Source organism: Pseudomonas sp. m6p, from assembly GCF_055760375.1.
Genome location: NZ_CM147084.1, coordinates 282,612 through 296,139, shown reverse-complemented (window position 1 = coordinate 296,139; position 13,528 = coordinate 282,612). Strand labels below are relative to the sequence as shown.

Annotated in this window: 9 protein-coding genes; 7 read left to right on the top strand and 2 right to left on the bottom strand. The window is 59.9% G+C overall.

What is annotated here, in order from left to right; genetic code table 11:
* Nucleotides 1-11: 11 nt before the first annotated feature.
* Together ACYZUM_RS01330 and ACYZUM_RS01325 are read right to left on the bottom strand one after the other, a co-directional pair.
* Nucleotides 12-1,406: a PhoH family protein gene (locus ACYZUM_RS01330; RefSeq protein ID WP_041064814.1), complete on the bottom strand. Its 1,395-nt coding sequence runs from the start codon at nt 1,404-1,406 to the stop codon at nt 12-14.
* Nucleotides 1,407-1,743: 337 nt separating this feature from the next.
* Nucleotides 1,744-2,820: a polysaccharide deacetylase family protein gene (locus tag ACYZUM_RS01325; protein ID WP_420094611.1), complete on the bottom strand. Its 1,077-nt coding sequence runs from the start codon at nt 2,818-2,820 to the stop codon at nt 1,744-1,746.
* Nucleotides 2,821-3,118: 298 nt separating this feature from the next.
* Here ACYZUM_RS01325 and yaaA point away from each other — a divergent pair, with 298 nt between their 5' ends.
* The 7 genes from yaaA (at nt 3,119) to algG (ending at nt 13,521) form a co-directional block, all read left to right on the top strand.
* Nucleotides 3,119-3,898 (top strand): peroxide stress protein YaaA, encoded by a 780-nt coding sequence (gene yaaA / locus ACYZUM_RS01320; RefSeq protein WP_108181747.1) that lies wholly within the window; start codon nt 3,119-3,121, stop codon nt 3,896-3,898.
* An 811-nt stretch (nt 3,899-4,709) separates the two neighbouring features.
* Nucleotides 4,710-6,026, top strand: a complete 1,317-nt coding sequence (locus tag ACYZUM_RS01315) for a nucleotide sugar dehydrogenase (protein WP_007965217.1) — start codon at nt 4,710-4,712, stop codon at nt 6,024-6,026.
* 196 nt (nt 6,027-6,222) lie between these two features.
* A complete protein-coding gene (gene alg8, locus ACYZUM_RS01310; RefSeq protein ID WP_217436834.1) occupies nt 6,223-7,704 on the top strand; it encodes a glycosyltransferase family 2 protein in 1,482 nt (493 codons plus the stop codon).
* 35 nt (nt 7,705-7,739) lie between these two features.
* The gene (locus tag ACYZUM_RS01305; RefSeq protein WP_047292670.1) at nt 7,740-8,909 is read left to right on the top strand and encodes an alginate biosynthesis protein Alg44; all 1,170 of its coding nucleotides are present in this window, start codon (nt 7,740-7,742) and stop codon (nt 8,907-8,909) included.
* 15 nt (nt 8,910-8,924) lie between these two features.
* Nucleotides 8,925-10,430, top strand: a complete 1,506-nt coding sequence (gene algK / locus ACYZUM_RS01300) for an alginate biosynthesis TPR repeat lipoprotein AlgK (RefSeq protein WP_473061228.1) — start codon at nt 8,925-8,927, stop codon at nt 10,428-10,430.
* Nucleotides 10,427-11,908: an alginate export family protein gene (locus ACYZUM_RS01295; RefSeq protein WP_108181746.1), complete on the top strand. Its 1,482-nt coding sequence runs from the start codon at nt 10,427-10,429 to the stop codon at nt 11,906-11,908. The genes algK and ACYZUM_RS01295 overlap by 4 nt, the downstream gene beginning before the upstream one ends.
* Nucleotides 11,909-11,934: 26 nt before the next feature.
* Nucleotides 11,935-13,521: a mannuronan 5-epimerase AlgG gene (gene algG, locus ACYZUM_RS01290; protein WP_108184363.1), complete on the top strand. Its 1,587-nt coding sequence runs from the start codon at nt 11,935-11,937 to the stop codon at nt 13,519-13,521.
* The last annotated feature ends 7 nt before the right edge of the window (nt 13,522-13,528 follow it).

Sequence of the window (13,528 nt, the reverse complement as noted above, 5' to 3'; positions counted from 1 at the left end):
TGTTGGAAGGGTTACAAATGCGATTCGGCGTATTCGGCCAGAATCGAGCGTGGCACGCCCTGCAGGGTGATGTGCACCCCATTGGGGAAATCCTTGAAGCGTTCGGTCAGGTAGGTCAGCCCGGAGCTGGTCGCGGACAGGTAAGGGGTGTCGATCTGTGCCAGGTTGCCCAGGCACACCACTTTGGAACCGGCGCCGGCCCGGGTGATGATGGTTTTCATCTGGTGCGGCGTAAGGTTCTGGCATTCGTCGATCAGAATCAGGCTCTGCTGGAAGCTGCGACCGCGAATGTAGTTGAGCGATTTGAACTGCAACGGCACTTTGCTGAGGATGTAATCGACGCTGCCATGGGTGTTTTCATCATCCATGTGCAAGGCTTCGAGGTTGTCGGTGATGGCGCCCAGCCAAGGCTCCATTTTTTCCGCTTCAGTGCCGGGCAGGAAGCCGATTTCCTGGTCCAGGCCCTGCACGCTGCGGGTCGCGATGATGCGGCGATAGCGCTTGCTGACCATGGTCTGCTCGATCGCCGCGGCCAGCGCCAGAATGGTTTTACCGGAACCTGCCGCACCCGACAGGTTGACCAGATGAATGTCCGGATCCAGCAGCGCGTAGAGCGCCAGACTCTGATAGATGTCCCGTGGTTTGAGGCCCCAGGCTTCCTGGTGCAGCAGCGGTTCCTGGTGCAGGTCGAGGATCAGCAGCTTGTCTTCCTGGATTTCCTTGATCCAGCCGACAAAGCCTTGTTCGTCAATGATGAACTCATTGATGTGCACCGCAGGCAGGTTGTCGATCAACTGCACCTGATGCCAGGTGCGGCCATGATCCTGACGGGTATCGACCTTGCTCACGCGGTCCCAGAAGGAGCCGGTCATGTTGTGGTAGCCGTTGGGCAGCAGGGACACGTCGTCGACCAGTTGGTCGGTGCTGTAATCCTCGGCATCGATGCCGCAGGCGCGTGCCTTGAGGCGCATGTTGATGTCTTTGGTGACCAGTACCACCGCCTTCTGCGGATCACGGGTGTGCAGGTCGATCAACTGGTTGATGATTTTGTTGTCGTTCAGGTGCTCGGGCAGAATCAGGTTCGATTCGGCCTGTTTGCTCATCAGAATTGACAGCAAGCCTTTCGGCCCGCCCTTGCCGCGCTGGATCGGCACCCCCAGCTCGACGTCCTCGGGGGAGGCATCGCCCAGGGTCTTGTCGATCAGGCGGATCGCCTGGCGGCATTCGGCAGCAACGCTGTGATGGCCGCTCTTGAGCTTGTCCAGCTCCTCAAGCACAGTCATCGGGATCGCGACGTGGTGTTCTTCGAAATTCAGCAGGGCATTTGGATCGTGAATCAATACGTTGGTATCGAGTACATAAAGGATTGGCTGGTTGGAAGAAGGGCTACGTCCGTGATCATCCATACTCGGTCACCTTTGTGGGAGCCATTCGACGCAATACCTGGGCGGTGCTGCGCCTCGAAGTGACTGCCGAATTCATCCGCGAGGACCTGAATGAACTGCACACAAAAGGAGTCTTGGAAGACGCCACCTGTGTTGCAGGTTTCGGCGGTCTGTCTTCGTAATACTCCAAAACCCATGACATAAAAAAGCACTTTGACGGTTTTTTTAAGTTTATTTTGCAGAGTGACGAAAAGCCCTTGGCGGACCGTTCAGACCCCGCTAAAGTCGGAAGTCCTCCAGCATCGAATTCTTAAAAAAAATCACCTAAAGCCCAATGTTTCCGGGCTTTTTTCGTTTTTCAGCGAAACCCGTCCTGACAATCCTCAAAGCCGATGCCGCTTTGCGCAGTTTGCGTGATCAGCCACGGCAACGCGGTCTTCACCGCATCCTGTTTCATGTTGAAATTGATCACCCCGTGACGCCATAGCAGCATCAGGGTCAGCACTCGCTGCGCGCTCTGCGCGCCCTTCAGCTTGCCGGCACCATCCTGGGCATCGATGTCCCACAGCGCCACTTGCAGGCCCTGATTGCGCAAGAAACTGCCGGCATCAGAGCGACGCTGCCCCTCCGGCGGACGGAACAGCGGCACGTAGTTTTCCGGCAACTTGTTCTTCACCAAGTCACTGCTGCGGCGCACCGAGTCCTGCCAGTCCTGCCAATAACTGTGGGAACGGAACTCCCAACCCTGCACGCCGACACACTGTTTCGAGAACTCCGATTGCAGATTGCTCACCGAGCGATCCGCCAGTCGCGCCTGCACGTCCTTGCCCAACAGGAAGAACGTGCCGCTGAGATTGGCTTTGCGCAGGTAGTCGGCGATCCAGTCGGTGTTGTCCGGCTGCAGGTTTGCAGCGCTGTCGAAACTCAGCAGAAACAGCCGGTCATGCATCTCGTCGCCGCTGCGTTCATAGTCGCCGAAACGATCGACTTCACTGCTGGTCTGCGGCGACAGCGCGGCCTTGCGCATCAGCTCGTCCAGGTACTGCAGATGAAACAACCGGCTCGGTTCGGCCCATTTGGTGTAATAACTGTCGTCGCTGACCACGAACTTGGCGGCCTGCTCGCGCAGGGTCGGCAGGTCTTCGACGAGGAAGCAGAACGAGGCATCCTGATCGCAGCTCTGCTGGGCGAAGTTGTAGTTGGCCAACAGACGTTCCCAAAGCCGCTGACGCAGGTGGCTGATCGCGTCGACGTTGACCGTGCGCAGCCCAAGTCGCTGGGCCAGCGCGGCCTCGTCCAGCGCCTCGGTGCCGAGCAGGCCCCGGGCGAACATGAGGATTTCCGCGCGCGAGGCGACGTCGAACAGCGTCGGGCTGCTCAGTTGCTCCGGCCAGGTGCTGCGATCCAGCGTCGCCACATCGCCCGGCGCCGCCATGGCCCCGAAGCTCAACAGCCACGCGGTGAATAAAAGAACAATGCGCAAAGGGGTGTCTCCATAACCAAACCCGCGCGGCACTATATCGCGGGTGATCGCAGGACGATCAAAAGAAAAATCAAAAGATCGCAGCCTTCGGCAGCTCCTACAAAAGCAGCCAACAATCGACCGTAACCTGTAGGAGCTGCCGAAGGCTGCGATCTTTTCCAGCACACCATCGATCACCTATGGGCTTGATAGCTGGAGTCAACCCGGCCAACCCCCTAGAATCGCCCCCACGATTAAAGGAGACGACTTCATGCTGATGGTGATTTCCCCCGCCAAGACCCTCGATTACGAAACACCGCCGGCGACCCAGCGCTTTACCCAGCCGCAATACCTCGATCACTCTCAGGAGCTGATCCAGCAGCTGCGCGAACTGAGCCCGGCACAGATCAGCGAACTGATGCACGTGTCCGACAAGATCGGCGGCCTGAATGCCGCGCGTTTCGGCAGCTGGACGCCCGCCTTCACCCCGGAAAACGCCAAGCAGGCGCTGCTCGCGTTCAAGGGTGACGTGTACACCGGCCTCGACGCGCAATCGTTCAGCGAAGCTCAGTTCGACTACGCGCAAAAGCACCTGCGCATGCTCTCCGGCCTCTACGGCCTGCTGCGTCCGCTGGACCTGATGCAGCCGTATCGTCTGGAAATGGGCACCAAACTGGCCAACGCCCGTGGCAAGGACCTGTACGCGTTCTGGGGTACGCGCATCAGCGAATGGCTCAACGAAGCGCTGGCCGATCAGGGCGACGATGTGCTGCTGAACCTGGCCTCCAACGAGTACTTTTCGGCGGTCAAACGCAGCGCCCTGAACGCGCGGATCATCAACACCGACTTCAAGGACCTGAAGAACGGCCAGTACAAGATCATCAGCTTCTACGCGAAGAAGGCCCGCGGCCTGATGAGCCGTTTCGTGATTCAGGAAAAAATCAACGATCCTGCCCTGCTCAAGCAGTTCGATGTGCAGGGTTATCGCTACAGCGCCGAGCAATCGAAACCGGACAATCTGGTGTTTCTGCGCGACCACGCCCCGGAATAAAGCATGCCCATTGCACGACTCTTTCTGTAAAGAGTCGTGCAGCTCGCACGACGTCAAAAATCCCCCGCCACATTTCGCCGTTTTATTGGCGCCATAAAATCGTCCCACCCAATTCTAATTTTAGTTTCACTCGACAGCCGCACTTTTTTTCAGTAGTGGCACGTAATTTTTTTTACGGTAGTGGCACAAAACTATCTAGCTCGATTGCGCACCGATTAATAAAGGCCCAAATCGAAAGTGCTATCAATTTGAGACCAGTGCCATCTGTGTCAATATTTCAAAAAATTTCAGATTTCGCGATGAGCGGGTAGGAACTATGTCCAAATGCATAGCTCATACCACCGGTAACGATTCTCGCCGAGTTTGTACGAGATAACTTACGCAGAGCGGAGAACCATGTAACCAAGTTGTCATAGCAACTTGCCTAGATGGTTCACTCATCTGATCAACTAACGATGGATAGGTGATACGCACCATAAACATCCTCTACAAGGCCAAGGCTGCGCCCCTGTAATTGTGCTCGCCTGAGCACCCAACCGCTTGATCTACGGGCCTTTCGTCCGACATCAGGTGGACTGAACACATGCACAAGAGTCTTCCAGCAAGAAGATCCGCTGCATAACAGGGCAAGTCATAACAACTAAGGCCTAGTTGCGCACATCTTGAGTGCACTTATTTAGACACTCGGAACTTAGTATGCCTGCACACGGCATTGTGGCGCCTGTATGCCGCACTTTCGAGTGCACTATGACCGCTGAACACCATTAACTCCGGCCATCTAATGGCTTGATAAAACACAGAGGTAATTGCGATGCGCATCAGCATATTTGGTTTGGGTTACGTTGGCGCAGTGTGTGCCGGTTGCCTGTCTGCACGGGGCCATGACGTGGTTGGCGTCGATGTTGCCAAAGACAAGATCGACATGATCAACGCCGGCAAGTCGCCGATTGTGGAACCGGGTCTGGGCGAACTTCTGGCTCAGGGTATCGAGACCGGTCGTCTGCGCGGTACGACCAACTTCGCCGAGGCGATTCGTGACACCGACCTGTCGATGATCTGCGTCGGTACGCCGAGTAAGAAGAACGGCGACCTGGAACTGAACTACATCGAGGCGGTGTGCCGCGAGATCGGTTTCGTACTGCGTGAAAAAACCACCCGCCACACCATCGTGGTACGCAGCACCGTGCTGCCGGGCACCGTCGCCAACGTGGTGATCCCGATCCTCGAAGACTGCTCGGGCAAGAAGGCCGGTGTCGACTTCGGCGTCGCGGTCAACCCGGAATTCCTGCGTGAATCCACCGCGATCAAGGACTACGACCTGCCACCGATGACCGTCATCGGCGAGTTCGACAAGGCCTCGGGCGACGTTCTGCAATCGCTGTACGAAGAACTCGACGCACCGATCATCCGCAAGGACATCGCGGTCGCCGAGATGATCAAGTACACCTGCAACGTCTGGCACGCAACCAAAGTGACCTTCGCCAACGAGATCGGCAACATCGCCAAAGCGGTCGGCGTCGATGGCCGTGAAGTGATGGACGTGGTCTGCCAGGACAAGACGCTCAACCTGTCCCAGTACTACATGCGCCCGGGCTTCGCCTTCGGTGGTTCGTGCCTGCCCAAAGACGTGCGCGCCCTGACCTACCGTGCAGGTTCGCTTGACGTCGAAGCACCGTTGCTCAACTCGCTGATGCGCAGTAACGAATCGCAAGTGCAGAACGCCTTCGACATCGTTGAAAGCCACGACAAACGCAAAGTCGCCCTGCTCGGCCTGAGCTTCAAGGCCGGTACCGACGACCTGCGCGAAAGTCCGCTGGTGGAACTGGCCGAAATGCTGATCGGCAAGGGTTACGACCTGAGCATCTACGACAGCAACGTCGAGTACGCCCGTGTTCACGGCGCGAACAAGGACTACATCGAGTCGAAGATCCCGCACGTGTCGTCCCTGCTCAATTCGGACTTCGATTCGGTGATCGACAACTCCGACGTGATCATCCTCGGCAACCGCGACGAGAAGTTCCGCTCGCTGGCCCAGGAAGCACCGCAGGGCAAACAGGTCATCGACCTGGTCGGCTTCATGGCCAAAGCCACCAATCCAGGTACTCGCACTGAAGGTATCTGCTGGTAAACAGCCCTGTAGGAGCTGACGAGTGAAACGAGGCTGCGATCTTTACCCCGGCCACTTGAGTCTTGAGTGAACCCGCAAAGATCAAAAGATCGCAGCCTTCGGCAGCTCCTACATGTCCTTGCAAGTTTTTGTATGCCTGCCTTAACCCCACCGGGCCACCCGACAGGCTCGCCCGAGATAGAGACGGATGCAGATTATGCACAGGCTAAAGCACGGCCTACTTCAGGCCGCCGGTTGGCTGTTTTACCTCAGTTTGTTGATGGGCCTGGCCTTGATGCTGCCCACGTCCACATTCGACTCCGAGTCGAAGGACTTCATTTTCCTGATTGGCGCCGTGGGTATCTGGCGCTACTCGATGGGTGCAACGCACTTTGTGCGCGGCATGATTTTTCTCTACATCGTTTACCCGCACCTGCGCCGCAAAGTGCGCAAGCTGGGTAAAGCGGCGGACCCGTCGCATGTGTTTCTGATGGTCACCAGTTTCCGTATCGACGCGCTCACCACCGCGCAGGTCTACAGCTCGGTGATCCGCGAAGCCATCGACTGCGAACTGCCGACCACCGTGGTCTGCTCGATCGTCGAAATGTCCGATGAGCTGCTGGTCAAGGCGCTGTGGGCGCGGATGAATCCGCCAGACCGCGTGAAGCTCGACTTCGTGCGCATTCCCGGCACCGGCAAGCGCGATGGCCTGGCCTACGGTTTCCGCGCAATCTCCCGTCACCTGCCAGACGACCGTGCCGTGGTGGCCGTGATCGACGGCGACACCGTGCTCGGCGAAGGCACCGTGCGCAAGACCGTGCCGTGGTTCCAGCTGTTCGGCAACGTCGGCGGCCTGACCACCAACGAGTTCTGCGAAGTGCGCGGCGGCTACATCATGAGCGAATGGCACAAGCTGCGTTTCGCTCAGCGCCACATCAACATGTGCTCGATGGCCCTGTCCAAGCGCGTGCTGACCATGACCGGGCGTATGTCGGTGTTCCGCGCCACTGTGGTGACCGATCCGGAATTCATCGCCGACGTCGAAAGCGACTCGCTGCAACACTGGCGCCTGGGCCGTTTCAAGTTTCTCACCGGCGACGACAAATCGAGCTGGTTCAGCCTGATGCGTCTGGGTTACGACACCTTTTACGTGCCGGACGCCGCGATCAACACCGTTGAACACCCGCCGGAAAAGAGCTTCATCAAGGCCAGCCGCAAACTGATGTTCCGCTGGTACGGCAACAACCTGCGCCAGAACTCGCGAGCGCTGGGCCTGGGTGTGAAACGCCTCGGCGCCTTCACTTCGGTGGTGCTGTTCGACCAGCGTGTTTCGATGTGGACCTCGCTGCTGGGCCTGACCGTGGCGATCATCGCCAGCTTCAAGTACGGCGGTGCATTCATCCTCGCCTACCTGCTGTGGATCGGCATCACGCGCCTGATTCTGACCTTGCTGCTGTCGTGCTCCGGTCACCGGATCGGCCCGGCCTATCCCGTGATTCTGTATTACAACCAGATCGTCGGTGCGCTGGTGAAGATCTACGTGTTCTTCCGCCTCGACCAGCAATCCTGGACGCGCCAACCCACTTCCCTGACCCGTGATCTCGCCAGCTTTCAACGTTGGTTCAACACCTGGTCGTCTCGGACCATGACCTTCTCCGCCGGCAGCATTTTCGTCGCCGTGCTGCTGATGATGGTCTGACCTGCCCCTATTGAATTAACAAGGAAATCGCCCCCATGAATACCGCCGTCAACGCCAACGTAGTGCATGAATCCGAAGCCCAGCGTCAGCACGCCCGAGTGAAAATCCCGGCCAAACTGCGCTTCTTCGGCCCGGACCGGACGCCGGTCGAGGCGCGGGTCCTGGACCTGTCAGCCGGTGGTCTGGCGTTCAACGCCGGACAACTGCCGCTCAAGACCGGCGACGTGTACAAGGCACGCCTGCAATTCGTGATCGACAACCTCGGCCTGGCCATGGACGTCGAACTGCAAGTGCGCTCCTACGACCGCCAGAGCGGCCGCGTTGGTTGCCAGTTCCAGAACCTCGAACCGCAAGACATCTCGACCCTGCGTCACCTGATCACGTCGCACCTGGCCGGCGACATCGTCAGCATGGGTGAAGTGCTGGCGACGCTGCAGCGCGACAACTTCACCAAGGCGCGCAAGGTCAAGGACGGCGGCAGCGGCATGACCCCGTTCGGGCGTCTGAAAGCGGTGACCTTCAGCGCCGGGGTATTCGCCATCGGCCTGGTGGCGTTCGGTTTCGTCTTCAAGTCGGTGTACGGCATGTACTTCGTCAGCCATGCGCAGGCCGGTCTGGTCAGCGTACCGGGAATGAACATCACCATGCCGCGTGACGGCACCGTGCAGAGCCTGGTCAAGTCCGACGGCGTCGCCGCCAAAGGCGCCCCGCTGGCGACCTTCAGCACCAGCATGCTCGACGTGCTCAAGGGCCATCTCGACGAAGACCAGTTGCAACCGGCCAAGGTGGAAGAACTGTTCGGCAAGCAGATGACCGGCACCCTGACCTCGCCGTGCGATTGCACCGTGGCCCAGCAACTGGTGGCTGACGGTCAGTACGCAAGCAAAGGCGACGTGATTTTCACCCTGGTACCGCGCAACACCCAGGCCACCGTCGATGCACGCTTCTCCTATCGCCAGTTCGGCGACGTGCGTCCGGGGACGCCAGTGAGCTTCCAGATCGCCGGCGAAGACCAGACCCGCACCGGCAAGATCGTCAGCAGCACCAGCCTGAAAAGCGCCGACCTGTCCTCCGACATTCGCGTGCAGATCCAGCCGGACGAGCCGCTGGACAGCAGCTTCGCCGGCCGTCCGGTGGAAGTGAACAGCGACCGTGGCCCGAACCTGAACTGGCTGATCGACAAAGCCATGGCTGCCGGTCTTTAAGTCGAGGACATGCCTGTGACCATCATCAGTCTCCTGAGAACACCGCGATCCCTGTGGGAGCTGGCTTGCCAGCGATTGGATCAACGCGGTCTGTCTGACACACCGAGCCGCCTGAATCGCTGGCAAGCCAGCTCCCACAAAGGTCATATGGTGTGCTCGCTGGCACTGGCCGTCAGCCTCGCCGGTTGCGCCGGCCTGCCCGACCAGCGCCTGGCCAACGAAGCGCTCAAGCGCGGCGACACTGCCACTGCCGCGCAGAACTACCGTGCGCTGGCGGATCTGGGTTACAGCGAGGCGCAAGTCGGTCTCGCCGATATCCAGGTCGACAGCCGCGACCCCGAGCAGATCAAACAGGCCGAAGCGACCTACCGCGCCGCCGCCGACGTGTCGCCACGGGCCCAGGCCCGTCTCGGTCGCCTGCTGGTGGCCAAGCCCGGTTCCACCGAAGCCGAGCACCACGAAGCTGAAAGCCTGCTGAAAAAAGCCGCCGCCAACGGCGAAGGCAACACGTTGATCCCGCTGGCGATGCTGTACCTGCAATTCCCGCACAGCTTCCCGAATATCAACGCGCAGCAGCAGATCGATCAGTGGCGCAAATCCGGTTACCCGGAAGCGGGTCTGGCGCAGGTGTTGCTGTATCGCACCCAAGGCACTTACGACCAGCATCTGGATGACGTGGAAAAGATCTGCAAGGCCGCGCTCAACACCACCGACATCTGCTACGTCGAACTGGCCACGGTCTATCAAAAACGGGCCCAGCCGGAGCAACAGGCCGCGCTGCTCAAGCAGATGCAGGCCGGTTACAGCCGCGGCACGGTCAGCGCGCAGCGCGTCGATTCGGTGGCCCGCGTGCTGGCCGATTCGACCCTCGGCAAGACCGACGAGAAGACCGCGCAGTCGCTGCTCGAACCGATCGCCCCGGGCTACCCGGCATCGTGGGTGAGCCTCGCGCAGCTGCTCTACGACTTCCCGGAACTGGGCGACGTCGATCAGATGATGAAGTACCTGGACAACGGCCGCGCCGCCGACCAGCCGCGCGCCGAACTGTTGCTGGGCAAGCTCTACTACGAAGGCAAACTGGTGCCGGCCGACGCGAAAGTCGCCGAAGAACACTTCCAGAAAGCCGTCGGCCGCGAAGTCGCCGCTGACTACTACCTCGGCCAGATCTATCGCCGTGGTTACCTGGGCAAGGTCTATCCGCAGAAGGCTCTCGACCACCTGCTGACCGCTGCGCGCAACGGCCAGAACAGCGCCGACTTCGCCATCGCCCAACTGTTTTCCCAAGGCAAGGGCACCAAGCCCGACCCGCTCAACGCCTATGTATTCAGCCAATTGGCCAAGGCGCAGAACACCCCGCAAGCCGATGAACTGGCGACCACCCTGGCCGCGCAATTGCCGCCCGAGCGTCTGGCCGAAGCCCAGCGCCTGCTGCAACAGGAACAGGCCAGCCGTGGCGCCCTGAACCAGAACACGCTGCAACTGCACGCCCTGCAAGAAGAAGACGGCGAGGAATCCCTATGAAGTTGAATCCCTTTGTGAAGGCTGGCATTGGCCTCACGTTCGCGCTGATCTGGTCTTGCCCGACACTGGCCGCGATCACGGAAACCAAGAACTTCGGCCTGGAAGTGAAAATCACCGGCCAGTCCGAAGACGACCGCGACCTCGGCACCGCCAGCGGCGGCGACGTCAACGGTGTGGGCCTGGACCTGCGTCCATGGATCTACGGCGAAAGCGGTGCGTGGAGTGCCTACGCCATGGGCCAGGCCGTGACCTCGACCGACATTATCGAAACCGACACCCTGCAGCAGTCCGACGGTGAACAAACCACCGACAACAGCGACCGCAAAACCAAGAAAAACTACCTGGCGATACGCGAATTCTGGGTCGGCTACAGCGGCCTGACGCCGTACCCCGGCGAGATGCTCAAGTTCGGTCGCCAGCGCCTGCGCAATGACGACGGCCAATGGCGCGACACCAACATCGAAGCGCTGAACTGGACCTTCGACACCACCCTGCTGCGCGCCAACGTCGGTGTCGCCGAACGCTTCAGCGAATACCGCACCGACCTCAAAGAGCTCGCGCCGAAAGACAAGGATCGCCTGCACGCCTACGCCGATGCCGCCTATCAGTGGACACCGGGCAACTGGGTCGGCATTCGCGGTCATCACACCCACGACAACGGCAAGCTCGATTACGCCGAACCGGGCGTGCCCCGCGACACCCTCGACAAAACCCAGAACGGCGACATCAGCTGGCTCGGTCTGACCGCCGACAGCGATGCCTACAACTGGCGCAACACCAACACCGTCAACTACTGGGGCAGCATCACCGGCATGAGCGGCGACCTTGATTCGGTCAATCCGCTGAACGCCGATGGCAGTCGTCCGGCGCAAGCCAAGCGCAGTGATGACATCAACGGCTGGGCCACCGACCTTGGCGTGCGTTTGCGCCTTGATCCGCAATGGCAGGTCGGTGCGGCCTACGCCCGCGCCAGCGCCGATTACCAACAGAACGGTCTGGAGAGCAACCGCTCCAACTACACCGGCACCCGTTCGCGGGTGCACCGTTTCGGCGAAGCGTTCCGTGGCGAAATGAACAACATGCAGACCGCCACCCTGTTCGGTTCGTGGATGCTCAACGACCAGTACGACGCCAGCGTGATCTACCACAAGTTCTGGCGCGTGGACGGCAACAAGCCGGTGGGCAGCAACGGCATCAACGCCGTGGAAAACAACACCGACGACGTCACTGGCGCGATCCTCTCCAGCACCTCGCTGCCGCTGCAGGATGGCAACAAGGACCTGGGTCAGGAAATGGATCTGGTGGTGACCAAGTACTTCAAGCAAGGCTTGCTGCCGGCGGCGTTGAGCCAGTCGATCGACGAACCGTCGGCGCTGGTGCGTTTCCGTGGCGGTGTGTTCAAGCCCGGTGATGCCTATGGCAGCCAGGTCGATTCGTACATGCACCGCGCGTTCATCGACGTGATCTGGCGCTTCTGATGCAAACCGCCAAGGGAGTGCCCGACATGCACCATGCAAGGAAAGGCTCGCTCAGCCTGTTGGCCGGCGCCATGCTGCTGGCCTCCGCTGGCGCGTTCGCCACGGTGGAACCGGCCGTGCCTCAACAGGGCAAACCGGTGACCACCGCCAAAGAGCTGCAACAAGCCAAGACCTACACCGTCAGCAGCGCGCCGACCGAGGCGCTGGAACTGGCCAAGCCGAAACTGCCCGACCTGTCCGGCTTCACCGCCGAGGCTGCCGCTGCGAAGATCAACCGCAGCAAACCGGGCAAGATCAGCGTACGCCGGATGATGCAGGAAGACGCCCTGAAGGACTTCATCGGCGGCGACAACAAGATGGCCGAATGGGTGGTGCGTCAGCACGGTATCCCGCAGGCGATCTTCGTCGATGACGGTTACCTGAACCTCAAGGACCTGGCGCAGAAGCTGCCCAAGCAGTACTTCAGCGAGACCGCGCCGGGCGTGTACCTGGCGAAGCTGCCGATCGTGGTGGGCCGCAAAGGCATCCTCGAAATCGACGGCCAGACCCAGGAATTGCGCCTGTCGCAAGAGGCCGGTTCGTTCCTGGTCAACGACGGTCAGTTGTTTGTGCGTGACACCAAAGTCACTGGCTGGCGCGAGAAGGACAACGGCCCGGCCACCTTCCGTTCGCCGAAGGAATTCCGTCCGTTCCTGCTGGCCTGGGGCGGCACCGAGACCTACATCGTCAACAGCAAGATGGCCAGTTTCGGTTACGCCAACAGTAAGTCGTACGGGGTGAGTATTTCCCAGTACACGCCGAACATGGCCAAGGTGCTCAAGCGCCCTGAACCGACCGGCTGGATCGTCGGCTCCGAGTTCTCCGACATGTGGTACGGCTTCTACTGCTACGAGACCCGCGACTTCGTGGTCAAGGGCAACACCTACAAGGACAACATCGTCTACGGCATCGACCCGCACGACCGTTCCCACGGTCTGATCATTGCCGAGAACACCGTCCACGGTACGAAGAAGAAGCACGGCATCATCATTTCCCGAGAAGTGAACGACAGCTTCATCTTCAACAACAAGAGCTACGACAACCACCTCTCGGGCCTGGTGATCGACCGTAACAGCGTCAACAACATCATTGCCTACAACGAGATCTACAAGAACCACACCGACGGCATCACACTCTACGAGTCCGCCGACAACCTGCTGTGGGGCAACAAGGTCATCAGCAACAAACGTCACGGCATCCGCATTCGTAACAGCGTGAACATCCGCCTCTACGAAAACGTCGCCATGGCCAACGGCCTGACCGGCGTCTACGGCCACATCAAGGACCTGACCGACACCGACCGTGACATCAAGCTCGACCCGTTCGACGCGCAAGTCTCGCTGATCGTGGTCGGCGGTGAACTGGCGGCCAACGGCAGCGGCCCGATGGCCATCGACTCGCCGTTGAGCGTCGAGCTGTATCGCGTATCGATGCTGGCGCCGACCAAGTCCAGCGGCATCAGCTTCAACGGCATCCTCGGCGAGCGCCAGGATGAAATTCTCGACCTGCTGGTACGCCAGCAGAAAGCCGTACTGATCGACCCTGTCGAACGCCAGACCGAACTGCGGGACTGAGGATAAT

Coding starts and splice junctions, on each gene's coding strand:
- ACYZUM_RS01330 (WP_041064814.1), bottom strand. CDS start 1,406: ATGGATGATCACGGACGTAGCCCTTCTTCCAACCAGCCAATCCTTTAT.
- ACYZUM_RS01325 (WP_420094611.1), bottom strand. CDS start 2,820: ATGGCGGCGCCGGGCGATGTGGCGACGCTGGATCGCAGCACCTGGCCG.
- yaaA (WP_108181747.1), top strand. CDS start 3,119: ATGCTGATGGTGATTTCCCCCGCCAAGACCCTCGATTACGAAACACCG.
- ACYZUM_RS01315 (WP_007965217.1), top strand. CDS start 4,710: ATGCGCATCAGCATATTTGGTTTGGGTTACGTTGGCGCAGTGTGTGCC.
- alg8 (WP_217436834.1), top strand. CDS start 6,223: ATGCACAGGCTAAAGCACGGCCTACTTCAGGCCGCCGGTTGGCTGTTT.
- ACYZUM_RS01305 (WP_047292670.1), top strand. CDS start 7,740: ATGAATACCGCCGTCAACGCCAACGTAGTGCATGAATCCGAAGCCCAG.
- ACYZUM_RS01295 (WP_108181746.1), top strand. CDS start 10,427: ATGAAGTTGAATCCCTTTGTGAAGGCTGGCATTGGCCTCACGTTCGCG.
- algG (WP_108184363.1), top strand. CDS start 11,935: ATGCACCATGCAAGGAAAGGCTCGCTCAGCCTGTTGGCCGGCGCCATG.